Origin of the sequence: Pseudomonas oryzicola, from assembly GCF_014269185.2 — a bacterium.
Taxonomy (GTDB): Bacteria; Pseudomonadota; Gammaproteobacteria; order Pseudomonadales; family Pseudomonadaceae; genus Aquipseudomonas; species Aquipseudomonas oryzicola.
On the sequence record NZ_JABWRZ020000001.1, the window covers coordinates 483,932 to 507,654 of the forward strand.

Here is a 23,723-nt window from a genome sequence, read left to right on the forward strand (position 1 = left end):
CGACTCGTGATGTGCCTGCCTAGAGTGCCATGAAACAGCGCCACTGTACCTGCGCTATTGGTCGGTAGGCGGCAGCGGCTGCTGCTCGACGTCAGGGCCGACACTGACCAGCACCTTTTGCTCGAGATGCAGCCGACGTTGCATGACCGAGCGCACATCTGCCGGGGTGATTGCACTGATGCGCTCGACGTAGGTGTTCAGATGATCGTCGGGCTGGCGTTGATGGGTAACTTCGGTAAGCAAAGATGCCAGGCTCTGGTTTTGCGCAACGGCACGCAGCAAGTCACCGGCCAGTTGCTTGCGGGCGAGCTGCAATTGCGCCTGGGTTGGCCCGCTGTCGATGAACTCGCGCAGCAAGGTTTCCACCAGGGTCTGGGAAGCTTGAGCGTATTGGGGCGCGATCTCCCATTCAACGACGAACACACCTCCTGCATTCAATGGCTTTACCGTGCTGCGGACCGAATAGGTAAGGCCGCGACGTTGGCGCAGCTCCGTCATCAAACGCGACTCGAAGCCTCCTGCAAGTACCTCGCTGGCCAATGTCAGGCGTGGAAACTCAGGGTCGTTTGCAGGCACATCCATGGGCAGCGCAAGCAAGATTGCAGTACTGGCCCCGGGCTGCTCGATATTGATCGTTGCGCTGGTTGCCACCGGTACAGGAGGCAGTTCAGCGGCTGTCCAGCCTTGGGGCAGGGCCTGGCTGATCCGTTGAGCTATAGCTTGGGCTTCGCTCAGGGAAAGGTCTCCCACCATGACCATTTCAAGGTTGCTGGCAGCATAGGCCCGTTGATGGAACCTGCGCAGGTCCTGGACCGTTACCGCCGCGATTCCCTGATGAGTGCTTCCCAGATAATTGCCATAAGGGTGGCCATTGAACAAATGACGGAAGGCTTCACTGCGCGCCCTCACCTCAGGCTGCCGTTCTTGCGATGCGTTCAGCCGTTGCAACTGCGGTTTTATCTTGTCCAGTGCAGGCGGCGGGAATGCGGGGTGGGCCGCCAGGTCGATGAACAGCTCCAGGGCAGCATCGAGCCTTGCCTTATTGCCAAGGCTGCGCAGACTGAGCGTGGCGTGCTCCAGTCCTATCTCCTTCTTCGTGATCGCGCCCAGGTGTTCCAGGTGCTCCGCATGTTGGGCAGCTGTATGCCGCTGGCTGCCCTCGTCAAGCATGTAGAGCGTCAGGGCTGCCAGGCCGGATTGGTCAGTGTCCTGGGTGGTGCCAGCCTTGAAGCGCAGTACCACGTCGACGATTGGCAACCCGCGGGCTTCGATGAACTTGACGCCTGTGCCAGCCTTCGTGGTCCAGCCCTGGACTGACGTGTGCAAAGTAGCGAACTGGTCCAGGTCTAGCCCTTGGATGGACAACAAGTTGCTACCGATGCTGCTGGCCAGGTTCGATTGTGGCGAGGTCGAAGTAGTGTCAGGCATGAGCGCTCTCCCTGGCGTACATGAAGGTCATGGCTGCTCGGGGCTCGCTCAGATATTCGTAGGCTACCTGAGCCACTTGTTCGGCGGTTACTGCCTCTATGGCTTGTTGTTCGTCATCCAGGGCAACCGGGTCCAGCCCGCAGGCTGCCTGTTTGCCGATGGCGTGCGCCTGTTTGTTGATGTCATCTCTTTCGAACAGTTGCCTGGCCAGCAGGCGTGCCTTGGCCCGTTCAAGGTCTTGTTTGGTGGGCGCCGCCTGGCGAAAAGCTTCGATTTCGAGCATCAGGCGCTCGGCTGCGGCCTCTGGCGTGATGTGCGGGCTGCAGAACGCATAAAAGGCCAGCATGCTGTCGCCGCGTTGCCAAGGCTCATAAGCCGCCCGCATGCCTTGCAGGAGCGACTCGTCCAGCACTAGCAGTCGCTGCAGCCTGCTGGCATGGCCATTGGCAAGAATCTCGGGCAGTAATCGCAATGCATAGCCTTGGCTGGCCGACCTGGCGGTGCATTGGCTGGGCACGTTGAAACCGAGGGCCGTGCCTGTGTACAGACCCGGCAGACGTAGTGTCTGCTGGCGTTTGGCCGGGTTGGTGAGCCCCGTTGGCACCTGGCGTGTGGGGAGGCGATGGGCCGGTATTTCGGCAAAATGCCTGGTAACGAGTGTTTCTAGCTGTGTCAGGGTGAGGTCGCCGGCTACTGCGAGTGTGGCGTTATTGGGGTGGTACCAGGTCCGGTACCAGGTCTGGGCCGCTGCCAGCGTCATATGCTCAAGATCGAGTTTGTGGCCAATCACAGGCGTGCCATAGCCGGAATCGCCATAGGTCAGCAAGTGGTGATGCTCCAGCGCAACCGCCAGCGGGTTGTTGTCGACATTTTCACGCCGCTCGGCCATGACTACCGCCAGTTCCCTGGCAAACGGCATATCGCTGAGGGTGGCGCTGGCCATGACATCGGCCATGGCCTCCAGGGCAATTTCCACGCGGTTGGCCGGCAATGTGAGCGGGAAGACGGTGGCATCCGAGAACGTGAAGGCGTTTGGATTGCCACCCAGGCGGGTCATGAGCGTCGAATATTCGCCTGGCGCCAGCTTGCTGCTGCCTTCAAAAAGCAGGTGTTCCAGTGCGTGGGACAGGCCGGTGTGGCCCTGCGGTTCGTAACTGGACCCGACGTGATACCAAAGCTGCACGCTGACCAGCGGGGCGCGGTGGTCTTCGCGCAGGTAGACGCGCAAGCCGTTGTCGAGGATCAGGGATTGCACCGCGCTGGTTGGCGTGGCCGGGGAGGGGCGATCGGTCATCGTTGAAGTGCTCCTGCAAGAACGAAGGAGCAGCTTCAGTGATGGCAGGGTTGGGTTGGCGGTAACTAAATACGCCAACCCACGCTACCCGGTCAGCCCCGCTGCCAGAGTGCGTAGTACACCTGGCCGGTTTTCTTCTCGCGGTGCAGGCGCCAGTTGCCAGGCAATTGCAAGGTCGACGGCGCGGTTTCGCTTTCGGTGTAGACCCAGGCCTTTTCATGCAACCACTGGTTCTGCTCCAGCAGGTTGCAGGTGTCGGCCAGCAGGTCCTGATGGAACGGCGGGTCAAGGAACACCACGTCGAACTGCTGCTTGGCCGGGCCTTGCAGGTAGCGCAGGGCATCGGTTTGCAGGATTTGCCCGCGTGGGCAGCGCAGGATTTCGAGGTTGTTCTTCAGGTTGGCGATGGCGGCCGGGTTGCTGTCCAGCGCCACCGCGTCCTCGGCCCCGCGGGACAAGGCTTCGAGCACCAGGGCGCCGCTGCCGCTGAAGGCGTCCAGCACGCGGGCGCCTTCGATATAGGGGGCCAGCCAGTTGAACAGGGTTTCGCGCACGCGGTCGGGCGTTGGCCGCAGACCTTCGCCGTCCGGGACCGCCAGGCGGCGGCTGCGCCACTCGCCGGCGATGATGCGCAGGTGGCCCTGGCCCTTGCTCTGGCCCGGTTGCGGGCGGGCGGTGGGGGTGGATCTTGGCATTAGTGCTCCGGTACCCCGAGCGCTTGCTCGGAGGGTTTGTCGGTAGGTGCTGGCAGCGGCTTTTGTGGCACTTTCGGGCCGACGGTGACCATCACCAGTTTATCCGCTGACAGGTGTTTGTTCATGGCCGCCCTGACCTGTTCGACGGTGAGTGCCTGGGACTGCTGCATGAAGTCCTCCAGCCAGGTCAGCGGCAGATTGTAGAAGCCGATGGCGCCCAGTTGGCCGACGATGCTGGCATTGCTGGCATTGGACAGCGGGAAGCTGCCGGCCAGCTCGCGCTTGGCGTCGTCCAGCTCCTGCTGGGTGGGGCCGGTCTTGAGGTAATCGGCGAGTATGCCTTGCACCAGCTTGAGCGTAGCTTCGCTGAGCTCGGCACGGGTTTGCAGGTTGATCATGAACGGGCCGCGGACCTGCATCGGGCTGAACGCCGAGTAAACCCCGTAGGTCAGGCCGCGTTTTTCACGCACCTCACTCATCAGCCGGGTGCCGAAGGCACCGCCACCGAGTATCTGGTTGCCCAGCGACAGCGCTGGCCAGTCGGGGTCCTGGCGGTCGATACCGAGTGCGGCCAGCATCAGGTGGGTTTGCGCAGTCGGAAAATCAATGTGGTTGAGGGTTGCATACGTTTCAGCGGGCTGGGCCGGTGCCGGCAGTGCCGGGCCCTTGGGCAGGCCTGCGGACACTTGGGCAGCGATGCTTTCGGCTTCGGCGCGACTGAGGTCGCCGACCAGGGCGATGACTGCATTGCCGCCGGTGTAGGCCTTGGCATGGAAGGCACGCAATTGTGCCAGGCTTATACCTTTGATGCCTTCGGGAGTGCCGTCGCTTGGGTGGGCATAGGGATGCTCGCCGTAAAGATTGGCGAACAGCGCCTTGCCAGCGATCTTGCCGGGGTTCTGTTTGTCGTATTCGAACCCGGCCAGCATCTGGTTCTTGATGCGCTTGAGGGCATCTTCCGGGAAGGTCGGTTTTCCGGCTACCTCGGTAAACAGCTTCAACGCTGGTTCACGCTTGTCCTTGGCGCTGAGGCTGCGCAGCGAGGCCACGGCCATGTCGCGGTAGGAACCGTTGCCAAAGTCTGCGCCCAGGCTTTCAAAGCCTTCGGCAATGGCGGTCACGTCCTTGCCGGCCACGCCTTCGTTGAGCATGGCGTTGGTCAGGGCGGCCAGGCCTGGCACGCCGCCATCCTGACTGCTACCGGCGGCGAAGGTGACACGCAGGTCGAACATGGGCAGTTCGCGGGCTTCGACGAACAGCACCCGCGCGCCTTCAGCGGTATTCCAGTGCTGGATGTTCAGCTGGCGCCGGCTGGGTGCCTTGCCATCCAGCTCGGCCAGCGACTGCAGGGTGTTGGCCGGGCGTGCGGCGTTGCTTTCTACCTTGGCGAGATCGTCGGCCATGGCCGGGCCAGCCAGCACGGCCGCCAACGCCAGGACACGGATGCCGGTGGCCAGCAGGGTTGGGCGCGAGACGCGGCGGTCACTCATGAGCGGACTCCTCGGGCAGTACATGGGCAACGCTCAGGCGTTCGCGGGTGAAGTAGGTGCGCGCGGCGTTCTGGATGTCCTGCGGGGTGACGCGCTCGAGTTCGTCCAGTTCGCTGTCGATCAGCTTCCAGGACAGGCCAACGGTTTCCAGCTGGCCGATCGTGGTGGCCTGGCTGCTGATGGAATCACGGTCGTAGACCAATCCGGCAATGACCTGGGCGCGCACGCGCTCGAGTTCCTCGGTGCTGGGCGGGGAGGTCTTGAGTTCATCCAGCAGCTGCCAGATGCCCTTTTCCACGTCCGCCAGGGACTTGTGCTTCTGTACGTTCGGTGTGGCCGAGATCAGGAACAGGCTGTCGCCACGGGTGAAGGCGTTGTAGCTGGACGAAGCACCGGCCACCAGCTCCTGGCCACGCTCCAGGCGTGCCGGCATGCGCGCGCTGTAGCCGCCGTCGAGCAGCGCCGAGATGAGGCGCAGGGCGTGCACCGTGCGCGGGTCCTTGGCAGTTGCCAGGCCGGGGACGTTGAAGCCATAGATCAGGCTGGGCAACTGGGTGCGTACGTGCAGGGTCAGCTGGCGCTGGCCGGGTTCGGCCAGTTCCAGTGGCAACTTGGCCGAGGGCACGGTACGCCTGGGAATACTGCCGAAGTACTTCTGCGCCAGACCCTTGACTTCGTCGACGGTGACATCGCCCACGACGACCAGGGTAGCGTTGTTGGGGGCATACCAGGATTCATACCAGTGGCGCAGTTCCTCGACCTTCATTCGCTCGAGGTCGGCCATCCAGCCGATGGTCGGCGTGTGGTAGCCGCTGGCCGGGTAGGCCATGGCGCGGAACAGTTCGAACGCCTTGGCGTTGGGCTGGTCGTCGGTGCGCAGGCGGCGCTCTTCCTTGATTACCTCGATTTCGCGGCTGAACTCGTCGGCGGGCAGGTGCAGGCTGGCCAGGCGGTCGGCCTCCAGCTCCAGGGCCACCGGCAGGCGGTCGCGGGCCAGCACCTGGTAATAGGCGGTGTAGTCATCGCTGGTGAAGGCGTTCTCTTCGGCACCGATATCCCGCAGGATGCGCGATGCCTCACCAGGGCCGACCTTGGCGCTACCTTTGAACATCATGTGTTCCAGGGCGTGGGACAAGCCGGTCTGGCCCGGGGTTTCGTAGCTGGAGCCAACCTTGTACCAGATCTGCGAGACGGCCACCGGGGCGCGATGGTCTTCGCGCACGACCACTTTCAGGCCGTTGTCGAGGATGAACTCGTGGGTGGGTTGCACATCGGCGGCCAAGGCCGCGAGCGGCAGGCACAGCGTGCCGAGCAACAGGCCTGCGGCGCGGCGGGCTAGAGCATTCATACGGTGTTTAACCTGTTCGGCGGCCCGCTGGGTTTAGCGTCGGCGGGCCAGGAGGTGCTAGGATACTGATCCGGTTGCCTGGCGACCATGCCTGTCGCCGTTCTGGCCCCCAGGCCATCAACACAAAACGTTGCGCATGAACCAGCCGGCTTCAAGATAGTCTGTTCTGCGTAGAGAGAATTCCCGATGCGCCGTAGCTGGCCCATCGCTACCCTGAGATAGCCGTCTTCCATGTTTGGTTCCAACGACGACAAAAAAGCACCGGCCGAGGCTGGTGAGAAGAAAGGCCTGTTCAGCTGGTTTCGCAAGAAGCCGCAGCAACCTGTGGGAGCGGGCTCGCCCGCGAATGAAACCCACGCCGTCGAGCAGCCTGCTGCCGCTCCGGTCGAGGTCCCTGCCGCCGAAACGCCGCGAGCCGCAGAGCCCGTTCAGGCCCCTGCAGCCCCAGTGCTGGTTGAGCCGCAGCCGGTCGCCGAAGTAGCCCAGGCGCCGATACCTGAACCGCTTGCTTCCCAGCCATTGCAGGCCCCTGAGCCAGAGCCGCTCGCTTCCCAGCCGCTGGTGGCACCAGCGCCGCAGCCGGTCGCGTCCGTGCCGTTGCAGGCGGCTCCGATCGAGCCTGCCACGGCAGTGGAACCTGCCGCGCCGGTCAGCAACCTGGTACTGCCGGTTGCCGAAGAACCTGTGGCTCTGGTACCGGACCTGGAACCGAAGGCTCCGCCTGCCATCCCGGAACGTTCCGCGCCAGAGCCTGTTGCGGCCGCAGCACCGGTCGAATCTGCACCTGCACCGGCCGAGCAGGCCAAGCCCGGCTTCTTCGCACGCCTCAAGCAGGGCCTGTCGAAGACCAGCGCCAGCATCGGCGAGGGCATGGCCAGCCTGTTCCTGGGCAAGAAGGTCATCGATGACGACCTGCTCGACGAGATCGAGACCCGCCTGCTGACCGCCGACGTCGGCGTGGAGGCGACCTCGACCATCGTCCAGAACCTGACCCAGAAGGTCGCCCGCAAGCAGCTGGCCGATGCCGATGCCCTGTACAAATCGCTGCAGGAAGAGCTGGCTGCGTTGCTGCGCCCAGTCGAACAGCCGCTGGTGGTACAGGCGCAGAACAAGCCCTATGTGATTCTGGTAGTTGGCGTGAACGGCGCCGGCAAGACCACCACGATCGGCAAGCTGGCGAAGAAGCTGCAGCTCGAAGGCAAGAAAGTGATGTTGGCCGCTGGTGACACCTTCCGTGCCGCGGCGGTCGAGCAACTGCAGGTGTGGGGCGAGCGCAACCAGATCCCGGTGATCGCCCAGCACACCGGGGCCGACTCGGCGTCGGTGATCTTCGACGCCGTGCAGGCCGCCAAGGCCCGTGGCGTCGATGTGCTGATCGCCGACACTGCCGGTCGCCTGCATACCAAAGACAACCTGATGGAAGAACTGAAGAAGGTACGTCGGGTTATCGGCAAGCTCGACGCCGAAGCGCCGCACGAGGTGCTGCTGGTGCTGGATGCCGGTACCGGCCAGAACGCCATCAGCCAGGCCAAGTACTTCAACCAGAGCGTCGAACTGACCGGCCTGGCCCTGACCAAGCTGGACGGCACCGCCAAGGGTGGGGTGATCTTCGCCCTGGCCAAGCAGTTCAAGCTGCCGATCCGTTTCATCGGTGTCGGTGAAGGCATCGACGACCTGCGTACCTTCGAAGCCGAGCCGTTCGTCAAGGCTCTGTTCGCCGAGCGAGACTGACCATGATCAGATTCGAACAGGTTGCCAAGCGTTATCCCAATGGTCATGTGGGGTTGCATGAGCTGAGTTTCCGGGCGCGCCGGGGCGAATTCCTGTTCGTCACCGGCCATTCGGGGGCTGGCAAAAGCACCTTGCTGCGTCTGCTGCTGGCCATGGAACGCCCGACCAGCGGCAAGCTGATGCTGGCCGGGCAGGACCTGGGCCAGATCAGCAACGCACAGATCCCGTTCCTGCGCCGGCAGATTGGCGTGGTGTTCCAGAACCATCAGCTGTTGTTCGACCGCACGGTGTTCAACAACATCGCCTTGCCACTGCAGATTCTCGGCCTGTCCAAGGCCGAGGTCGCCAAACGCGTGGATTCGGCCCTGGAGCGCGTGTCGCTGGCCGACAAGGGCGAGCTATTCCCGGCCGACCTGTCCACCGGGCAGCAACAGCGGGTGGGTATTGCCCGCGCCATCGTGCATCAGCCAGCCCTGCTGCTGGCCGACGAGCCCACCGGTAACCTCGACCCGCGCCTGGCGGCGGAGATCATGGGCGTGTTCGAGGACATCAACCGCCTGGGCACCACGGTATTGATCGCCAGCCACGACCTGGCACTGATTGCGCGCATGCGCCACCGCATGCTGACCTTGCAGCGCGGCCGCTTGATCGGCGATGGGGAGGCCGGGCAATGACCACTACACGCACACCGAAAGTTTCCGAGCGGGTTGCGCCGAAACCGGCCGACCCGCAACCGGCGAAGAAAAAACGCGGTGAAGACGACGACGGCCCGGATTTCCGCACGCTGCTGCATGCCTGGCTGGAAAGCCACCGTGCCAGCCTGGCCGACAGCCTGCGCCGTCTGGGCAAGCAGCCGATTGGCAGCTTCTTCACCTGCCTGGTGATGGCGGTGGCGCTGAGCATGCCCATGGGCTTGTCGTTGCTGCTGAAGAACGTCGAAAAGCTTGGCGGCTCGTGGCAGCGCGCCGCGCAGATTTCGCTGTACCTCAAGCTCGATGCCGGCAGCCGCGAAGGCGAGGCGCTGCGCGACGAGATCAAGGGCATGCCCGGTGTGGCCGACGCGCTGTATGTAAGCCGCGAACAGGCGCTGGACGAGTTCCAGCAGCAGTCCGGCCTTGGCGAAGCCCTGCGTGAGCTGCCCGACAACCCGTTGCCTGGCGTGGTGGTGGTGACCCCGACCGAGGTCGACAAACCGGCGCTGGAAGCCTTGCGTCAGCGCCTGTCCGAACTGCCGCGGGTAGAGGTGGCGCAGCTCGACCTGCTGTGGGTCGAGCGCCTGGCGGCCATCCTCAAGCTGGGTGACCGTTTCGTCTTCGGCCTGGCTGTGATGCTGATTTCTGCCTTGCTGTTAGTAATCGGTAACACAATTCGGCTACACATTGAAAACCGCCGCACCGAGATCGAAGTGATCAAGCTGGTCGGGGGCACCGACGCCTATGTGCGCCGGCCTTTCCTGTACATGGGCGCCCTGTATGGCCTGGGCGCAGGCCTGTTGGCGTGGGGTATCCTGGCGTTTGGCCTGAACTGGCTGAACGAGGCGGTGGTAGGCCTTTCCGGCCTGTACGGCAGTGACTTCGCCCTGGGCGGAGTGCCGGCGTCCGATGGTCTGTCGCTCTTGATCGGAGCGGTGCTGTTGGGGTATATCGGTGCATGGATTGCAGTCGCCCGCCACCTGAACGAGCTGGCGCCGCGATAGTTTTTAAGTGCCAGCATTGACAAATTCTTCACTATGGAACTTGTACCGTCGTTCCAGGTCAATGTTGGCAGCGCCCACAAGGTGCGAGTTTGGTAAGTCGGAGGTTCTTGAATGACCACATCGTTGCAACCTGCCTATGCCCTGGTGCCCGGTGCAAACCTGGAAGCCTACGTGCACACGGTCAACAGCATTCCGCTGCTGACGGTCGAGCAGGAGCGTGATCTGGGCGAGCGTCTCTATTATGAGCAGGATGTCGAGGCCGCTCGCCAAATGGTGATGGCCCACCTGCGTTTCGTCGTACACATCGCTCGTAGCTACGCTGGCTATGGGCTGGCCCAGGCTGACCTGATCCAGGAAGGCAACGTCGGCCTGATGAAAGCCGTCAAGCGCTTCAACCCGGAAATGGGTGTGCGCCTGGTGTCTTTCGCCGTGCACTGGATCAAGGCGGAGATCCACGAGTTCATCCTGCGCAACTGGCGCATCGTCAAGGTGGCTACCACCAAGGCCCAGCGCAAGCTGTTCTTCAACCTGCGCAGCCAGAAGAAGCGTCTGGCCTGGCTGAGCAACGACGAAGTGCACCGTGTAGCGGAAAGCCTGGGCGTGGAGCCGCGGGAGGTGCGCGAGATGGAAAGCCGCCTGAGCGGTCAGGACATGGCCTTCGACCCGGCAGCGGAAGCTGACGACGACAGCGCCTTCCAGTCGCCTGCGCACTACCTGGAAGACCACCGTTACGACCCTGCGATGCAACTGGAGGACGCTGACTGGAGCGACAACTCCACCAGCAACCTGCACGAAGCGCTGCAAGGGTTGGACGAGCGTAGCCGCGACATTCTGTACCAGCGCTGGCTGGCGGAAGAGAAGGCTACCTTGCATGAGCTGGCAGACAAGTACAGCGTTTCGGCTGAGCGGATTCGCCAGCTGGAGAAGAATGCAATGAACAAGGTCAAGGCGTTGATCGCTGCCTGATCAGGCTTTGATTGCAAAAGAAAGCCGCTGGCCCTGATCGGGTGAGCGGCTTTTTTTTGGGGCTGCGCAGCAGCCCCGTTAACCTTAAAACCTGCGCGAAGAGTCGAGCTGCATCAGGTAGCTAGGCCCACCCAGCTGGCTCATCTGCCGCCGAATCCACCCGGCCCTGCTGGCCACATAGGCGCTCGGCCGACTGGCACTCCACTTGATCGGGCTTGGCAGCACGGCCGCCAGCTGCGCCGCCTGCTGGCGGCTGAGCCGGCTGGCATCAACGCCAAAGTGGTAACGTGCCGCCGCCTGGGCGCCGAACACACCCTTGCCCCATTCGGCACTGTTCAGGTAGACCTCGAGAATCCGCTCCTTCGACCAGAACAGCTCGATCAGTGCGGTGAACCACGCCTCCAGCCCTTTGCGCAACCAGCTGCGCCCGGACCACAGGAACAGGTTCTTGGCCACTTGCTGGGTCAGGGTGCTGGCACCACGAATGTTGCCGCCACGCTCGTTGTAGGCCAGCGCTGCCTGGATGGCTGGAATGTCGAAGCCCCAATGACTGGCGAACTTCTGGTCTTCGCCAGCAACGACCGCGACCTTGAGCTCGTCGGAGATGTTCTCCCAAGGCTCCCAGTCACGCTGCAGGTCGATCGGCTCGCCATTCACCCAGGACTGCACTTTGCGCTCGACCATCAGCGCTGTGCCGGGTGGTGGCACCCAGCGGAACACCAGCACCAGCACGATGCTGCCGGCAGCGAACCAGAGCAGGGCACGGGAGAGGCGGCGAAGAAGGGTTGACAGCATGGCAATGGCTTGGCCGTACGGATGGAAGGGGCCATTATACAGACCCGATCCGAGGAGTCGTCCCATGCTTCGCAGCTTCCTGATGCTTGCCGCCTTTTTCGGCTTTACCGGTGTCGCCCTGGGCGCTTTTGCCGCTCATGGCCTGAAAAGCCGGCTGACTACCGATTACCTGGCAATCTTCCAGACCGGTGTTACCTACCAGCTGGTGCATGCCCTGGCGATCCTGGGTGTCGCGGTGCTTTCGGCCCACTTGCCCGGGCGCCTGGTCGGCTGGGCGGGCGCGCTGTTTGCCCTGGGTATAGTGCTGTTCTCCGGTAGCCTGTACCTGCTCACCCTCAGCGGCCTGGGCAAGCTCGGTATCATCACCCCGCTTGGCGGGCTGTGCTTCCTCGCCGGCTGGTTGTGCCTGGGCCTGGCGGCATGGCGGATGGGCTGACCGGGTGGTCCACAATCACGACTAATGGCGCGCGCCGCCCTTGGGTTGCAGGGTGGTTCGGCGCTAGAATGCGTGCCCCCCAAAGCACAATGGTGGCCGTGCGCATGCGCATTCAACTGAACGGTGAACCTTACGAATTGCCCGCTGGCGAATCCGTCGCGGCCCTGCTGGCCCGCCTGGAGCTGACCGGGCGCCGCGTCGCGGTCGAGCTGAACCTGGACATCGTGCCGCGTAGCCAGCACGACAGTACGCTGCTGAATGATGGCGACCAGGTCGAAGTGGTCCACGCCATTGGTGGCGGCTGACCGCGGCCCGGCGGTTCACATGCAAGCCCTGCAACCTTTTCCCGAGGAACAACCATGAGCAACGTTCGTAGCGACAAGCCCTTCACCCTGGCCGGGCGTACCTTCCAGTCGCGCCTGCTGGTCGGTACCGGCAAGTACCGTGACATGGAAGAAACCCGTCTGGCCATCGAGGCCTCGGGTGCCGAGATTGTCACCGTTGCCGTGCGCCGCACCAACATCGGCCAGAACCCGGGCGAGCCGAACCTGCTCGACGTGTTGCCACCGGACCGCTACACCATCCTGCCGAACACCGCCGGTTGCTATGACGCGGTCGAGGCCGTGCGTACCTGCCGCCTGGCCCGCGAACTGCTGGATGGCCATAACCTGGTCAAGCTGGAAGTACTGGCCGACCAGAAAACCCTGTTCCCCAACGTGATCGAAACCCTCAAGGCCGCCGAAGTGTTGGTCAAGGACGGTTTCGACGTGATGGTCTACACCAGCGACGACCCGATCATCGCCCGCCAGCTGGCCGAGGCCGGCTGCATCGCGGTCATGCCCCTGGCTGGCCTGATCGGTACCGGCCTGGGTATCTGCAACCCCTACAACCTGCAGATCATCCTGGAAGAATCCAAGGTGCCGGTGCTGGTCGATGCCGGCGTGGGCACCGCTTCCGACGCCACCATTGCCATGGAAATGGGTTGCGAAGCCGTGCTGATGAACTCGGCCATTGCCCATGCCCAGCAGCCGGTACTGATGGCCGAGGCCATGAAGCACGCCATCGTCGCTGGCCGCATGGCCTACCTGGCCGGCCGTATGCCGAAGAAACTCTATGCCAGCGCCTCCTCGCCGCTGGAAGGTCTGATCAAGTAAGAGCCTCTGATGACTGAATCGCACGATACGCCGAGCACCCCTGACGGCGAAGCCCGCCCGCACCGCCGCATCAAGAGTTTCGTGATGCGCGCCGGGCGCATGACCGAAGGCCAGCAACGCGGCCTGGAGCAGGGCGGCCCGCTGTACATCCTGCCGCTGGCCGACAGCCCGGTGGACTACGACCAGGTGTTCGGCCGTTCGGCGCCGCGCACCCTGGAGATCGGCTTCGGCATGGGCCACTCCCTGCTGGAAATGGCGGCTGCCGCGCCGGAGCAGGATTTCATCGGTGTGGAAGTGCACCGCCCGGGCGTGGGTGCGCTGCTCAACGGTGTGCTGACCCAGGGGCTGAAGAACCTGCGGGTGTATGACTGCGATGCTATCGAAGTGCTGAACCGCTGCGTGGCGGACAACAGCCTCGACCGACTGATGCTGTTCTTCCCCGACCCATGGCACAAGGCGCGCCACCACAAAAGGCGCATCGTTCAGCTGGAGTTCGCCGAGCTGGTACGGCGCAAGCTCAAGCCGGGTGGCGTGTTCCACATGGCTACCGACTGGGAGCCGTATGCCGAGTACATGCTGGAAGTGATGAGCGCGGCCCCGGGCTATCGCAACCGTGCGGCCGACGGCACCTACGTGCCGCGCCCGGAAGAGCGCCCGATCACCAAGTTCGAACGCCGTGGCGAGCGGCTGGGGCATGGGGTTTGGGATTTGAAGTTCGAGAAGGTGGATTGATCGGCCGGTATGGCCTTTCCATGTGAAAAAACCGCCCTGAGAAGGGCGGTTTCTTTTTGCGACGGGATTGAACAAACCGGCTGACAACCATGGCCTCGCAGGCATGGTCACGTTGCAACAAACTTAGGAGCGGATTTATCCGCGATGCGCCGCGCGGGCGGCGCTCGATTGCCGCTCTGGCACAACAACAACGGCTTGCGCCCGCTGCCTCCAGATCACCATCGTGTTGCTCCGGTGTGGATTGGCTCAGCCCCGCCGATCAGCCACTACCCCAATCAGCACCAGCACCACCAGCAACACCGGTGCCAGCGCGTAGTTGTTGAACTGGCCCAGCCCCTTGACCACCCACGGTGTGGCATAGATCAACGCCGCACCACTGCCGATCATCACCAGCAAGGCCATGAACGGTACGCGCAGGGCGCCGGCCAGGCCGCCCAGGCGCTGTTCCACCCAGCCTTTGATATCGGTGCCGAACAGCACCAGCAGGCAGCCTACCAGGGCCAGTGAAATCTCCGACAGGTTGCTGCGGCTCCAGCGGGAAACCGTCGCGAGCAGATCAAGTACCAGATCCATGGGTCATCCTTAGGTCAAGAAATACTGCAGCAGGTCATTGAGGAACAACTGGCCCCGTGGCGTGGCCACCAGTCGATCCGCTTCGACCTGCAAAAGGCCCTTTTGTTCGGCGGCGCGCCGCGCTTCGCGCAGCTGTGCCAGTGGCAACCCGGTGCGCTGGGTGAACAGTTCGGCCTCCACACCATCGGTCAGGCGCAGGGCATTCATCAGGAACTCGAACGGCAGCTCGTCGACCGGCAGCAGCTTTTCGCCGGCTTTGAACGGTTTGGCCAGGTTCAGGTAATCCTTGGGCAGGCGGGTCTTCCAGGTACGCAGGATGCGCCCGTCGGCGAAGGTCAGTTTGCCGTGGGCACCGGCACCAATGCCGATGAAGTCGCCAAAGCGCCAGTAATTGAGGTTGTGCCGCGCGGCGCGACCAGCCTGGGCATAGGCCGAGACCTCGTACTGGCGGAAGCCGTGGTCGGCCATCAGCGCCTGGCCGGCTTCCTGGATGTCCCAGAGGATGTCGTCCTCGGGAAGCTCCGGTGGCTGGTTCCAGAACACCGTGTTCGGCTCCACGGTCAGCTGATACCACGACAAATGCGTGGGCCCGAGCTCGATCGCCTGGCGCAGGTCGCCCAGCGCGTCGTCCAGCGATTGGTCGGGCAGGCCGTGCATCAGGTCCATGTTGAAGTTGTCGAAGCCGGCCGCACGCGCCATGCCGGCGGCGCGGACCGCTTCATCGCCATTGTGGATGCGCCCCAGCGCCTGCAGCTTGGCTGGCTGGAAACTCTGCACGCCGATGGACAAGCGGTTGATACCGGTTTGGCGGTAGGCCTTGAACTTGTCCTGCTCGAACGTGCCTGGGTTGGCTTCCAGGGTGATTTCGATGTCCGGCGCAAACGCAATGCGTTGCTCCACACCACGCAGCAGCCGGCCGAGGGCATCGGCACTGAACAGGCTCGGCGTACCGCCACCGAAGAAGATCGAGCTGATCGACCGGCCTTGCACGGCGGCCAGCTCCTGGTCGAGGTCGGTCAGCAAGGCCGCAACGTAGGCGTCTTCCGGCAGTTCAGGCCCGGCAGCGTGGGAATTGAAGTCGCAGTAGGGGCATTTGCGTACGCACCACGGAATGTGGATATACAGCGCCAGCGGCGGCAGGCTGGTGAAACCCGCAGCACCGGGGTTGGACAGCGTTTCGATCATGCCAGGCCCAGACGTTGACGTAGCAGGGCCATGGCGCGGGCGCGGTGGCTGAGCTGGTTCTTGTCCGTAGGGGCCAGCTCGGCGCTGGAACAGCCGCGCTCCGGTACCCAGAACAGCGGGTCATAGCCAAAGCCGTGCTCGCCACTGGCCTCGAACATGATGCGCCCGTGCCACAGGCCTTCGCACAGGATCGGCAGCGGATCGTCAGCATGGCGCACCAACGCCAGCACACAGACGAACTGCGCACCGCGTTCGGCTTCGGGCACATCTTTCAGCGCTTCGAGCAGCTTGGCATTGTTCGCCGCGTCACCCTTGCCGTCGGCATAGCGCGCCGAATAGATGCCCGGCGCACCGCCGAGGAAATCTACCGCCAGGCCGGAATCGTCGGCCAGGGCCGGCAGGCCGGAGATGCGTGCGGCATTGCGCGCCTTGAGGATGGCGTTCTCGACGAACGACAGGCCGGTTTCTTCCGGCTCAACCTGGCTGAATTCGCCGATCGAGCGCAGCTGCACGGATGCGCCGAGCATGGCCTGGAGTTCCTTGAGTTTGCCGGCGTTGTGGCTGGCCAATACGAGTTGCTGGAAATTCATCATTCGCCTGGGAAGACTTCCTGGTTGAAACTGAGGGAGTTGCTGATGCCGCCGGTTTCGATGTTGAGGTCGAAGGTGACGGTCTCTGCCTGGTCGATCTTGAACTGGGCGATGTAGTACACCGCCCCCTGCTCGTTGATCTGCTTGAACGACAGCGGGCTGCTGCGCCCGGTCAGGTCCTTGACCGTGCCGCTGACCACCGCCATGGCGGGCTTGTTGGCCTTGAACACGGCAATGTTGAGCACGCCCTGGTTCTTGCTGCGTACCAGGCCAGTGGCGGCGGCCACCTCTGGTGTCAGCATGCTCGAAGTGAATGCGCTGTAGTGCACCGTCACGTCGCCAAACACTTCCTTGCGCTCGGGGCGGGCAGCATCGGCAGCCAGTACCGGCAGGGCCAGGCACAGGCTGATCAGGAACAGGGTCAGGCGACGCATGGGGTGGTTCCTCCGCTGGGCGTCAGACAGCGAGCTGATGTTCTTGCAGGCCCGGGCTGCTGACGCGGTAGATGCCGATCTCACCTAGAAGATTAGGCCAAAGCCGGCCACCCCACCCATTACGGTGCAAGTGGTCGACAGCCAGGCGGTCAAGCACCCTGGCCTTGCGCTCATGCACCAGTTCCTCGAAGTCGGCAAAGGTGCAGAAGTGGATGTTCGGCGTGTTGTACCAGGTGTACGGCATGAAGTCCGATACCGGCATGCGGCCCTTGGTCGCCAGGTACCAGCGGCAGCGCCAGTGGCCGAAGTTGGGGAAGGTGATGATGCATTGGCGGCCCACGCGCAGCATCTCGTCGAGGATGCGGTCGGGGTACTCAACGGCCTGCAGGGCCTGGGTCATGATCACCACGTCGAAGCTGTTGCTGGCGAAGTTGCCCAGGCCCTTGTCCAGGTCCTGTTCGATGACGTTGACGCCCTTGGCCACGCAAGCGGCGATATTGTCAGCGTCGATCTCCAGGCCGTAGCCGGTGACCTGCTTGCGGTCACGCAGCGAGGCCAGCAGTTCGCCATTGCCGCAGCCCAGGTCGAGTACCCGGCTGCCGGCGGGAATCCAGTCGTGGATGATTTCCAGATCGGCTCTCATGCTGTCCTCAGATGGCAATGCGGTTCATGTAGTTCGCGAAACCCTGCATGTAGCGAGGCGTGGGGATCAGGAAAGCATCGTGCCCATAAGGCGAGTCGATCTCCAGGTAGCAGACGTTCTTGCGTGCGGCCATCAGGGCGTTGACGATTTCGCGCGAACGGGCCGGGGAGAAGCGCCAGTCGGTGGTGAACGACATGATGCAGTAATCCGCCTTGACGTGAGCCAGGGTGGCCGCCAGGTCACCGCCATGGGCGGCAGCCGGGTCGAAATAGTCCAGCGCCTTGGTCATCAGCAGGTAGGTATTGGCGTCGAAACGCCCGGAAAACTCCTCGCCCTGGTAGCGCAAGTAGCTTTCGACCTGGAATTCGACGCTATGGAAGTCGTAGTTGAGCTTGTCGCTCTTCAGCTCGCGGCCGAATTTCTCGCCCATCGAGTCGTCGGACAGATACGTGATGTGGCCAACCATACGCGCCAGCATCAGGCCACGCTTGGGGATCACGCCCTGGTCCTGGAACGAACCACCGTGGAATTCGGGGTCGGTGAGGATGGCCTGGCGCGCCACTTCGTTGAAGGCAATGTTCTGTGCCGACAGCTTGGGCGCCGAGGCGATATCGACACAATGGCGCACGCGCTCGGGGTAGCTGATGGTCCACTGCAGCGCCTGCATGCCGCCCAGGCTGCCACCGACCACGGCAGCCCATTGCTGGATGCCCAGGCGTTCGGCCAGGCGTACCTGGCTGTGTACCCAGTCTTCCACGGTCAGCACCGGGAAATCGGCGCCATAGGGCTTGCCGGTGGCCGGGTTGATGCTGCTGGGGCCGGTACTGCCGTTGCAGCCGCCCAGGTTGTTCAGGCTGACCACGAAGAAGCGGTTGGTGTCGATCGGCTTGCCAGGGCCGATGCAGCTATCCCACCAGCCCGGCTTGCGGTCGGTGGCGGCATGGTAGCCAGCGGCATGATGGTGGCCGGACAGGGCATGGCAGATCAGCACGGCGTTGCTCGCGCTGGCGTTGAGGGTGCCATAGGTCTCGTAGACCAGTTCATAACTGGCCAGCGAGCGGCCACAGGCCAGGGCCAGCGGTTCATCGAACCGGGCTGTTTGCGGTACTACCAGACCGACGGAATCTTCGGGAAAGACAGTGGACATCGACCCTGCTCACGCTTGACGGAGGCGTCAGTCTAAAGAGCGCTACCCCCAGCGGCAAGCACAGGCTCGCCACTGGAAGCAACCAGGGCCGGGGGCGGCTCAGATCATCCGCCACAGCTCTTGTGGCATGCCGGCGTAGGCGGCCAGCGGCGGCATCACGAACGACTGGATCACCTGGATCGCGAGGAAGGCGAAGATCGGCGAGATGTCCATGCCGCCCAGGTTGGGCACGATGCGGCGGAACGGTGCCAGCACCGGTTCGCTGATCTGGTAGGCCAGCTCGGCGGCCGGGTTGTGGCTGTTGGGGGCGACCCAGGAAACGATCACCATGACGATCATCGCCACCCAGAAAATCTTCAGGAACAGCGAGGTGATACCGATGATTGCCCACATCAGCAGGTGCAGGATGTCACCGAAGGTGCCGTAGGTGACCATCAGCACGAAGCCCATCAACAGCGCCTGGATGACCACCGACAGCAGCAGCGACGAAGTGTCCAGCCCGCCGACACTGGGGATGATCCGGCGAATCGGCTTGAGCAGCGGCTGGGTGGCGCGTACCGCGAACTGGCAAAGCGGGTTGTAGAAGTTGGCCTTTACCAACTGCAGCACGAAGCGCAGCAGGACGATCACCAGGTACAGGCTGACCAGGGTTTGCACCACGAAGATCGCGGCGCCGGACAGTGCATTCATCTGGAACTCCTTATTTGCCCAGTTGTTCGGCCAACTCCGCAGAGCGCGTGGCGGCAGCTCGCAGGGCCTGTTCGACGATGGCTTCGAAACCGCTGGCCTGGAACGACTTGATCGCCGCTTCGGTGGTGCCGGCGGGCGAGGTCACACGGCGGCGTAGTTCGGCGGCATCGACATCGCTGGCGACCGCCATGTGCGCGGCGCCCAGAGCCGTTTGCAGGGTCAGCTGGGAGGCGGTTTCGCGTGGCAGGCCGAGCTTTTCACCAACTGCGGTCATGGCCTCTATCAACAGGAAGAAGTACGCCGGGCCGCTGCCGGAGACAGCTGTCACGGCATCCAGTTGCTGCTCCTGCTCCAGCCACAGGGCGGTGCCCACGGCCGACAGCAGTTGTTCGGCCTGCTGGCGCTGTTCGACGGACACTTGTGCAGTGGCATACAGGCCGCTCACGCCTTGGCGCAGCAGTGCAGGGGTGTTGGGCATGCAGCGTACCACTGGGCGCGCACCAACCCAGCTTTGCAGGCTGGCGCAGGTGATGCCGGCGGCGATGGAAACGATCAGCTGGCCGTCCTGCAGGTTTGGCTGCAGGGCCTGGCACACGGCTTTCATGACCTGCGGCTTGACCGCCAGCACGATGACGTCGGCGCCGTCGATGGCCTGGGCGTTGTCCTCGAAGGTTTCGATACCGTGTTCGGCCTGGATGCGGCTGCGGGTCTCGGCGCCCGGGTCGCTGGCGCGGATCTGCGAGGCGTCCAGGCCCTGGGCACGCAGACCACCGATCAGGCTGGCGGCCATGTTGCCGGCGCCGATAAAGGCAATACGTGTCTTGCTCATGTCAGGTCCTTGTTTGAAAGAGTGAGTAAAGCATGGGATCAGGCGTGGCCGCTGTAGTCGCGGGCACCGAACAGGGCAGTACCGATACGCACCCACGTCGCGCCCTGGGCAATGGCGGCTTCCAGGTCGTGGCTCATGCCCATGGACAGCGTATCCAGGCCCAGCCCCAGGTCTTCCTGCAGCTCGCGCAGGGTGGCGAAGGCGGCTTCCTGGGCGGCGCGGTCATCGGTGGGTTCGGGAATGGCCATCAGCCCGCGCAGGCGCAGATTGGGTAGTGCGGCTACTGCCTTGGCCAGGGCCGGCAGATCGGCTGGTGCGCAGCCGGACTTGCTGTCTTCGCCGCTGACGTTCACTTGCAGGCAGATATTCAGCGGCGCCAGCCCGGCAGGGCGCTGTTCCGACAGGCGTTGGGCGATCTTCAGGCGGTCCACGGAATGTACCCAGTCGAAATGTTCGGCGATGGCTTTGGTCTTGTTCGACTGAATGGGGCCGATGAAGTGCCAGATCAAGGGTAAGTCGCTGAGTGCCTGCTGCTTGGTCAACGCTTCCTGTAGGTAGTTTTCACCTACATCGCGCACGCCGGCGGCGTGGATCTCGCGGATGGCACTGGCTGGCTTGGTCTTGCTCACGGCCAGCAACTGGACGCTGGCCGGATCACGTCCGGCAGCCTGGGCAGCACTGGCGATTCGGGCGGAAATAGCGGAAAGGTTGTCTGCTAGGGTGGACATGGACGGGTGCCGGCAGCTTGAGGGTTTGCGGCATTCTACCTACTTGCAGGCCTTTGGGGAGTCTCATGGATGTGACCGACCTGTTGGCCCTGGCCGTGGATGCGGGCGCTTCCGACCTGCACCTGGCGGCAGGGCAGATACCGATGTTGCGCCTGGATGGCGAGTTGCAACGCATGGCCATGCCGGCCGTGGGCTTGGCATCCCTGATCGAGGGCATGGCAGCTGTGCTGGGCGATGATCAGCACCGGCAATGGGTCCAGGGTGACGAACTGGACCTGGCGCTGGATTTGCCCGTGCTTGGGCGCTTTCGGCTGAACCTGTTTCGCCAGCTGCACGGCCTGGCGGTCACCTTTCGCCTGATCCCGGGGCGCATCGCCACTCTCGATGAACTTGACCTCAAGGATGTGTTTCAAGCTGTTGCGCAGTGCAACGATGGCTTGATCCTGGTCGGTGGGCCTACCGGCAGCGGCAAGTCCAGCACCCTGGCGACGCTACTCGACCAACTGAACCAGGACCGGGCGCTGCACATCATCACCCTCGAAGACCCGATCGAGGTTATCCACAGCAGTCAGCGCAGTCTGGTCACCCAGCGCGAAATCGGTCGCCATTGCGAAAGTTATGCACAGGGGCTACGCAGTGCGCTACGCCAGGACCCGGATGTGATCATGATCGGCGAACTGCGCGACCTGGAAACCATCCGCCTGGCGTTACGCGCTGCCGAGACCGGCCATCTGGTGCTGGCAACCGTGCACACTCGGTCGGCGGCCAACAGCATTGACCGTTTGGTCGAAGTGTTTGCGGCCGAAGAAAAGGCGCTGGTGCGCGCAATGCTGGCGGATGCGTTGCGCCTTGTGGTGGCGCAGGTGCTGGTCGGACGTGTGGGTGGCGGACGAGTGGCTGCGCGGGAAGTGCTGGTGGCGACGCCAGCGGTGCGCAATCTGGTGCGGGAGGGGCGGATGGCACAGTTGTGTTCGGTGATGCAGGCGGGTGGTGCAGAGGGGATGCGGACGATGGAAGGGGCGTTGCGGGTGTTGAAGGAGAAGGAGTTGATCAAGGATTTCTAGCTTTTACCGGCCCTATCTCTGGCACGTCAGCTCCCACAGGTACGCCACGGTTTTTAAAGGGTTGTGGTGTACCTGTAAGGGCTGGTTTGCCGGCAATGAGGCCAATGCAGGCAGAGGAGCGATCAGCGCTTGGCCAGATTCAGCTGTTGCTGGTCTTTCGGCAGCACCCGCTTGGCCACTACATAGTGCTGCTGCCAGTAAGGCTTGCTCAGGGTGTCGATGCTCACCCGCTTGCCACGACGCGGGGCATGGATGAAGCGGTCATTGCCCAGGTAGATGGCAACGTGGTTCACCCGACGGCTCTTGATGTTGAAGAAGATCAGGTCGCCTGGTTTGAGGTCGCCCTTGGCCACCTTGACTCCCTGGCCCTGGGCCATGGCGTTGGAAGTGCGGGGCAGGTCGACGTCGGCGACATCGTTGAAGGCGTACTTGACCAGCCCGCTGCAGTCGAAGCCCTTCTTCGGGCTGCTGCCGCCCCAGACGTAAGGGGTGCCGAGCACATTTACCGCGCGGCTGAGCACATCGCTGCTCTGCTTCGGCGACATGGCAATGGCTGGCACGCTGCTGCGGCTGCTGGCTGCATTGTTTGGCCGGGTGCGCAGGGTGGTCTGCTTGGCCGGTGCGTGTCTCACCGAGGCATTGGTGGTGTAGCCGGTGAAACCATTGGGAAGACGTTGCTCACGATTGGTGGCGTGGGCGGCCAGGGGCAATAATAGGCAGAGGGTCAGCCATGTCTTGAGTAAAGGCGGCATAGATGAAGCTCTTATGAATAGTTGTGTGTTGGGCGCGCAACTTTATAACAGCTTTTTGATCAGTCTTTGATCCGTTGGTCGACTGTCAGGGTGCCGTACGTCGGCCTGCAACAAGAAAGTCACATTTTTTTTTAGAAAATTTTTGGATAACCCGCAGGAGCTACGAATGAACAGTTATCAACACGGAGCGCCGTTTCACGATACCCACAGCAAGACCATTGGCTACCTGTTGTGGATTTTCGGTTTCACCGGGTCGCATCGCTTTTACTACGGCAAGCCCGTTACCGGCACCATCTGGTTCCTGACCCTGGGCCTGCTGGGCATCGGCTGGCTGATTGACCTGTTCCTGATCCCGTCCATGGACCGTGAAGCCGACTTGAGGTTCCAGTCCGGGCGTATCGACTACAACATTGCCTGGATTCTGCTGACCTTTCTCGGGGTGTTTGGCCTGCACCGGCTGTACCAGGGCAAGTGGGTGACCGCGATCATCTACTTCTTTACCGGCGGGCTGTGCCTGGTGGGGGTGCTGTATGACTTCTGGACGCTGAACAGCCAGGTTTCCGAGCGGAATTCGGGGCGGGCTTAAGGCACAGGGGGCTGCAAAGCGCCCCCCGGAATGCAGGTTACTGACGGGTCTGCCGCTGTTGCAGCAGCAGGTTGCTGAAACCAGCCCCGGCCAGCTGCTTCTGTGCCCCGGTCAACTGCTCGCGGTTACTGAACGGGCCGACCATGACGCGGTACCAGGTTTCGTCCTTGACCGTGCCCGACTCCACCTTCACCGCCTGGCCCAGCAGGATGATCTGCGCGCGCACCTTGTCGGCGTCAGCCTGCTTGCGGAACGAGCCAGCCTGCAGGAAGAACTGGGTGGTGGCCGCCGGCTTGATCACCGGTGGCGCCGGCGGCGGGGTCTGGCCCATCAGCGCCGCCTGGGCCCGCGCCGTGTCGATCTTTGCCGCTTCGGCGGGGGTCACCGGTGCCACCGGTTGGGCCGGGACGGGCGGCGTTTTCTCCGGCACGGCTTCCGGCGGCACGATCACCTCGGTCTCCGGCAGCAGGGTATAGAAGTCATACTTCGGCTTCACCGGCTGCTGCGACGAGGCTTGCGCCGTCTTGCCGGCTTCGGCCACTTTTTCCGGCTTCTGCTGCTCGGGCTTGGCCCGCTTGATGTCTTCGCCACCAGGCTCGAGCTTCATCAGGAATACGATGAACGCGCCTACGGTCAGGCCGACCGCCAGCCACACCCAACCGGGAATCGGCTGCTTGGCCGGCGCCGTCTGACGGCTGGCGCCGCGTTTTGGGGCAGGTTTTTTCTTGGCAGCCAAC

Annotated in this window: 27 protein-coding genes; 10 read left to right on the top strand and 17 right to left on the bottom strand. The window is 63.3% G+C overall.

What is annotated here, in order from left to right; all coding sequences use genetic code 11:
• Positions 1-54: 54 nt before the first annotated feature.
• The 5 genes from HU760_RS02275 to HU760_RS02295 all read right to left on the bottom strand — a co-directional run bounded on the left by HU760_RS02275 (position 55) and on the right by HU760_RS02295 (position 6,255).
• On the bottom strand, positions 55-1,428 hold the full coding sequence (locus HU760_RS02275; protein ID WP_186672140.1) for a M16 family metallopeptidase: 1,374 nt from the start codon (positions 1,426-1,428) through the stop codon (positions 55-57).
• Positions 1,421-2,722 (bottom strand): M16 family metallopeptidase, encoded by a 1,302-nt coding sequence (locus tag HU760_RS02280; RefSeq protein WP_186672142.1) that lies wholly within the window; start codon positions 2,720-2,722, stop codon positions 1,421-1,423. Before HU760_RS02280 ends, HU760_RS02275 begins: the two co-directional genes overlap by 8 nt.
• 92 nt (positions 2,723-2,814) lie before the next feature.
• The gene (gene rsmD / locus HU760_RS02285; protein WP_186672148.1) at positions 2,815-3,417 is read right to left on the bottom strand and encodes a 16S rRNA (guanine(966)-N(2))-methyltransferase RsmD; all 603 of its coding nucleotides are present in this window, start codon (positions 3,415-3,417) and stop codon (positions 2,815-2,817) included.
• Positions 3,417-4,907 (bottom strand): M16 family metallopeptidase, encoded by a 1,491-nt coding sequence (locus HU760_RS02290; RefSeq protein ID WP_186672150.1) that lies wholly within the window; start codon positions 4,905-4,907, stop codon positions 3,417-3,419. Before HU760_RS02290 ends, rsmD begins: the two co-directional genes overlap by 1 nt.
• The gene (locus HU760_RS02295; RefSeq protein WP_186672152.1) at positions 4,900-6,255 is read right to left on the bottom strand and encodes a M16 family metallopeptidase; all 1,356 of its coding nucleotides are present in this window, start codon (positions 6,253-6,255) and stop codon (positions 4,900-4,902) included. Before HU760_RS02295 ends, HU760_RS02290 begins: the two co-directional genes overlap by 8 nt.
• A 231-nt stretch (positions 6,256-6,486) precedes the next feature.
• On the opposite strand from HU760_RS02295, the gene ftsY reads away from it, so the two are divergent.
• From ftsY to rpoH, 4 genes are all read left to right on the top strand, one after another.
• Entirely contained in the window at positions 6,487-7,986 is a 1,500-nt protein-coding gene (gene ftsY / locus HU760_RS02300) for a signal recognition particle-docking protein FtsY (RefSeq protein WP_186672154.1), read from the top strand.
• A 2-nt stretch (positions 7,987-7,988) separates the two neighbouring features.
• Positions 7,989-8,660: a cell division ATP-binding protein FtsE gene (gene ftsE / locus HU760_RS02305; protein ID WP_056794328.1), complete on the top strand. Its 672-nt coding sequence runs from the start codon at positions 7,989-7,991 to the stop codon at positions 8,658-8,660.
• On the top strand, positions 8,657-9,682 hold the full coding sequence (gene ftsX / locus HU760_RS02310) for a permease-like cell division protein FtsX (RefSeq protein WP_186672156.1): 1,026 nt from the start codon (positions 8,657-8,659) through the stop codon (positions 9,680-9,682). Before ftsE ends, ftsX begins: the two co-directional genes overlap by 4 nt.
• A 111-nt stretch (positions 9,683-9,793) precedes the next feature.
• Entirely contained in the window at positions 9,794-10,648 is an 855-nt protein-coding gene (rpoH, locus tag HU760_RS02315) for an RNA polymerase sigma factor RpoH (RefSeq protein WP_170033417.1), read from the top strand.
• 84 nt (positions 10,649-10,732) lie between these two features.
• Here the strand turns inward: rpoH and mtgA are convergent, their stop codons facing one another.
• A complete protein-coding gene (gene mtgA / locus HU760_RS02320) occupies positions 10,733-11,443 on the bottom strand; it encodes a monofunctional biosynthetic peptidoglycan transglycosylase (RefSeq protein WP_186672158.1) in 711 nt (236 codons plus the stop codon).
• Between the two features lie 64 nt (positions 11,444-11,507).
• Between mtgA and HU760_RS02325 the strand changes: the two genes are divergently transcribed.
• From HU760_RS02325 to trmB, 4 genes are all read left to right on the top strand, one after another.
• The gene (locus HU760_RS02325) at positions 11,508-11,879 is read left to right on the top strand and encodes a DUF423 domain-containing protein (protein WP_186672160.1); all 372 of its coding nucleotides are present in this window, start codon (positions 11,508-11,510) and stop codon (positions 11,877-11,879) included.
• 104 nt (positions 11,880-11,983) lie between these two features.
• A complete protein-coding gene (thiS, locus tag HU760_RS02330; RefSeq protein ID WP_003257817.1) occupies positions 11,984-12,184 on the top strand; it encodes a sulfur carrier protein ThiS in 201 nt (66 codons plus the stop codon).
• A gap of 54 nt (positions 12,185-12,238) precedes the next feature.
• Complete coding sequence (locus HU760_RS02335) at positions 12,239-13,033, top strand: thiazole synthase (RefSeq protein ID WP_043208630.1); 795 nt, start codon at positions 12,239-12,241, stop codon at positions 13,031-13,033.
• A 9-nt stretch (positions 13,034-13,042) separates the two neighbouring features.
• Positions 13,043-13,765: a tRNA (guanosine(46)-N7)-methyltransferase TrmB gene (gene trmB, locus HU760_RS02340; protein WP_170033409.1), complete on the top strand. Its 723-nt coding sequence runs from the start codon at positions 13,043-13,045 to the stop codon at positions 13,763-13,765.
• Positions 13,766-14,011: 246 nt separating this feature from the next.
• On the opposite strand, the gene HU760_RS02345 is transcribed toward trmB, so the two are convergent.
• The 9 genes from HU760_RS02345 to HU760_RS02385 form a co-directional block, all read right to left on the bottom strand.
• Positions 14,012-14,338, bottom strand: a complete 327-nt coding sequence (locus HU760_RS02345) for a DUF3392 family protein (RefSeq protein ID WP_023378203.1) — start codon at positions 14,336-14,338, stop codon at positions 14,012-14,014.
• 9 nt (positions 14,339-14,347) lie between these two features.
• Complete coding sequence (gene hemW / locus HU760_RS02350) at positions 14,348-15,523, bottom strand: radical SAM family heme chaperone HemW (protein ID WP_186672164.1); 1,176 nt, start codon at positions 15,521-15,523, stop codon at positions 14,348-14,350.
• Entirely contained in the window at positions 15,520-16,116 is a 597-nt protein-coding gene (gene rdgB / locus HU760_RS02355) for an RdgB/HAM1 family non-canonical purine NTP pyrophosphatase (RefSeq protein ID WP_186672169.1), read from the bottom strand. Before rdgB ends, hemW begins: the two co-directional genes overlap by 4 nt.
• Positions 16,113-16,547 (bottom strand): DUF4426 domain-containing protein, encoded by a 435-nt coding sequence (locus tag HU760_RS02360; RefSeq protein WP_186672171.1) that lies wholly within the window; start codon positions 16,545-16,547, stop codon positions 16,113-16,115. The genes rdgB and HU760_RS02360 overlap by 4 nt, the downstream gene beginning before the upstream one ends.
• A 22-nt stretch (positions 16,548-16,569) precedes the next feature.
• Positions 16,570-17,190 (bottom strand): methionine biosynthesis protein MetW, encoded by a 621-nt coding sequence (gene metW, locus HU760_RS02365; RefSeq protein ID WP_186672173.1) that lies wholly within the window; start codon positions 17,188-17,190, stop codon positions 16,570-16,572.
• Positions 17,191-17,197: 7 nt separating this feature from the next.
• Positions 17,198-18,337, bottom strand: a complete 1,140-nt coding sequence (gene metX / locus HU760_RS02370; protein WP_186672174.1) for a homoserine O-succinyltransferase MetX — start codon at positions 18,335-18,337, stop codon at positions 17,198-17,200.
• A gap of 99 nt (positions 18,338-18,436) precedes the next feature.
• On the bottom strand, positions 18,437-19,027 hold the full coding sequence (locus tag HU760_RS02375; RefSeq protein WP_170033398.1) for a YggT family protein: 591 nt from the start codon (positions 19,025-19,027) through the stop codon (positions 18,437-18,439).
• Positions 19,028-19,037: 10 nt separating this feature from the next.
• Positions 19,038-19,856: a pyrroline-5-carboxylate reductase gene (proC, locus tag HU760_RS02380; RefSeq protein ID WP_186672176.1), complete on the bottom strand. Its 819-nt coding sequence runs from the start codon at positions 19,854-19,856 to the stop codon at positions 19,038-19,040.
• A 38-nt stretch (positions 19,857-19,894) separates the two neighbouring features.
• Entirely contained in the window at positions 19,895-20,584 is a 690-nt protein-coding gene (locus HU760_RS02385) for a YggS family pyridoxal phosphate-dependent enzyme (RefSeq protein WP_186672178.1), read from the bottom strand.
• Positions 20,585-20,649: 65 nt separating this feature from the next.
• Here HU760_RS02385 and HU760_RS02390 point away from each other — a divergent pair, with 65 nt between their 5' ends.
• On the top strand, positions 20,650-21,648 hold the full coding sequence (locus HU760_RS02390; RefSeq protein ID WP_186672180.1) for a type IV pilus twitching motility protein PilT: 999 nt from the start codon (positions 20,650-20,652) through the stop codon (positions 21,646-21,648).
• 122 nt (positions 21,649-21,770) lie between these two features.
• Here HU760_RS02390 and HU760_RS02395 read toward each other — a convergent pair whose 3' ends face one another.
• Entirely contained in the window at positions 21,771-22,400 is a 630-nt protein-coding gene (locus HU760_RS02395) for a C40 family peptidase (RefSeq protein WP_186672182.1), read from the bottom strand.
• Between the two features lie 166 nt (positions 22,401-22,566).
• Between HU760_RS02395 and HU760_RS02400 the strand changes: the two genes are divergently transcribed.
• Positions 22,567-22,986 (top strand): NINE protein, encoded by a 420-nt coding sequence (locus tag HU760_RS02400; protein ID WP_186672184.1) that lies wholly within the window; start codon positions 22,567-22,569, stop codon positions 22,984-22,986.
• 37 nt (positions 22,987-23,023) lie between these two features.
• Here the strand turns inward: HU760_RS02400 and HU760_RS02405 are convergent, their stop codons facing one another.
• Positions 23,024-23,722, bottom strand: a complete 699-nt coding sequence (locus HU760_RS02405) for an SPOR domain-containing protein (RefSeq protein WP_186672186.1) — start codon at positions 23,720-23,722, stop codon at positions 23,024-23,026.
• Position 23,723: the final 1 nt, after the last annotated feature.

Coding starts and splice junctions, on each gene's coding strand:
- HU760_RS02275 (WP_186672140.1), bottom strand. CDS start 1,428: ATGCCTGACACTACTTCGACCTCGCCACAATCGAACCTGGCCAGCAGC.
- HU760_RS02280 (WP_186672142.1), bottom strand. CDS start 2,722: ATGACCGATCGCCCCTCCCCGGCCACGCCAACCAGCGCGGTGCAATCC.
- rsmD (WP_186672148.1), bottom strand. CDS start 3,417: ATGCCAAGATCCACCCCCACCGCCCGCCCGCAACCGGGCCAGAGCAAG.
- HU760_RS02290 (WP_186672150.1), bottom strand. CDS start 4,907: ATGAGTGACCGCCGCGTCTCGCGCCCAACCCTGCTGGCCACCGGCATC.
- HU760_RS02295 (WP_186672152.1), bottom strand. CDS start 6,255: ATGAATGCTCTAGCCCGCCGCGCCGCAGGCCTGTTGCTCGGCACGCTG.
- ftsY (WP_186672154.1), top strand. CDS start 6,487: ATGTTTGGTTCCAACGACGACAAAAAAGCACCGGCCGAGGCTGGTGAG.
- ftsE (WP_056794328.1), top strand. CDS start 7,989: ATGATCAGATTCGAACAGGTTGCCAAGCGTTATCCCAATGGTCATGTG.
- ftsX (WP_186672156.1), top strand. CDS start 8,657: ATGACCACTACACGCACACCGAAAGTTTCCGAGCGGGTTGCGCCGAAA.
- rpoH (WP_170033417.1), top strand. CDS start 9,794: ATGACCACATCGTTGCAACCTGCCTATGCCCTGGTGCCCGGTGCAAAC.
- mtgA (WP_186672158.1), bottom strand. CDS start 11,443: ATGCTGTCAACCCTTCTTCGCCGCCTCTCCCGTGCCCTGCTCTGGTTC.
- HU760_RS02325 (WP_186672160.1), top strand. CDS start 11,508: ATGCTTCGCAGCTTCCTGATGCTTGCCGCCTTTTTCGGCTTTACCGGT.
- thiS (WP_003257817.1), top strand. CDS start 11,984: ATGCGCATTCAACTGAACGGTGAACCTTACGAATTGCCCGCTGGCGAA.
- HU760_RS02335 (WP_043208630.1), top strand. CDS start 12,239: ATGAGCAACGTTCGTAGCGACAAGCCCTTCACCCTGGCCGGGCGTACC.
- trmB (WP_170033409.1), top strand. CDS start 13,043: ATGACTGAATCGCACGATACGCCGAGCACCCCTGACGGCGAAGCCCGC.
- HU760_RS02345 (WP_023378203.1), bottom strand. CDS start 14,338: ATGGATCTGGTACTTGATCTGCTCGCGACGGTTTCCCGCTGGAGCCGC.
- hemW (WP_186672164.1), bottom strand. CDS start 15,523: ATGATCGAAACGCTGTCCAACCCCGGTGCTGCGGGTTTCACCAGCCTG.
- rdgB (WP_186672169.1), bottom strand. CDS start 16,116: ATGATGAATTTCCAGCAACTCGTATTGGCCAGCCACAACGCCGGCAAA.
- HU760_RS02360 (WP_186672171.1), bottom strand. CDS start 16,547: ATGCGTCGCCTGACCCTGTTCCTGATCAGCCTGTGCCTGGCCCTGCCG.
- metW (WP_186672173.1), bottom strand. CDS start 17,190: ATGAGAGCCGATCTGGAAATCATCCACGACTGGATTCCCGCCGGCAGC.
- metX (WP_186672174.1), bottom strand. CDS start 18,337: ATGTCCACTGTCTTTCCCGAAGATTCCGTCGGTCTGGTAGTACCGCAA.
- HU760_RS02375 (WP_170033398.1), bottom strand. CDS start 19,027: ATGAATGCACTGTCCGGCGCCGCGATCTTCGTGGTGCAAACCCTGGTC.
- proC (WP_186672176.1), bottom strand. CDS start 19,856: ATGAGCAAGACACGTATTGCCTTTATCGGCGCCGGCAACATGGCCGCC.
- HU760_RS02385 (WP_186672178.1), bottom strand. CDS start 20,584: ATGTCCACCCTAGCAGACAACCTTTCCGCTATTTCCGCCCGAATCGCC.
- HU760_RS02390 (WP_186672180.1), top strand. CDS start 20,650: ATGGATGTGACCGACCTGTTGGCCCTGGCCGTGGATGCGGGCGCTTCC.
- HU760_RS02395 (WP_186672182.1), bottom strand. CDS start 22,400: ATGCCGCCTTTACTCAAGACATGGCTGACCCTCTGCCTATTATTGCCC.
- HU760_RS02400 (WP_186672184.1), top strand. CDS start 22,567: ATGAACAGTTATCAACACGGAGCGCCGTTTCACGATACCCACAGCAAG.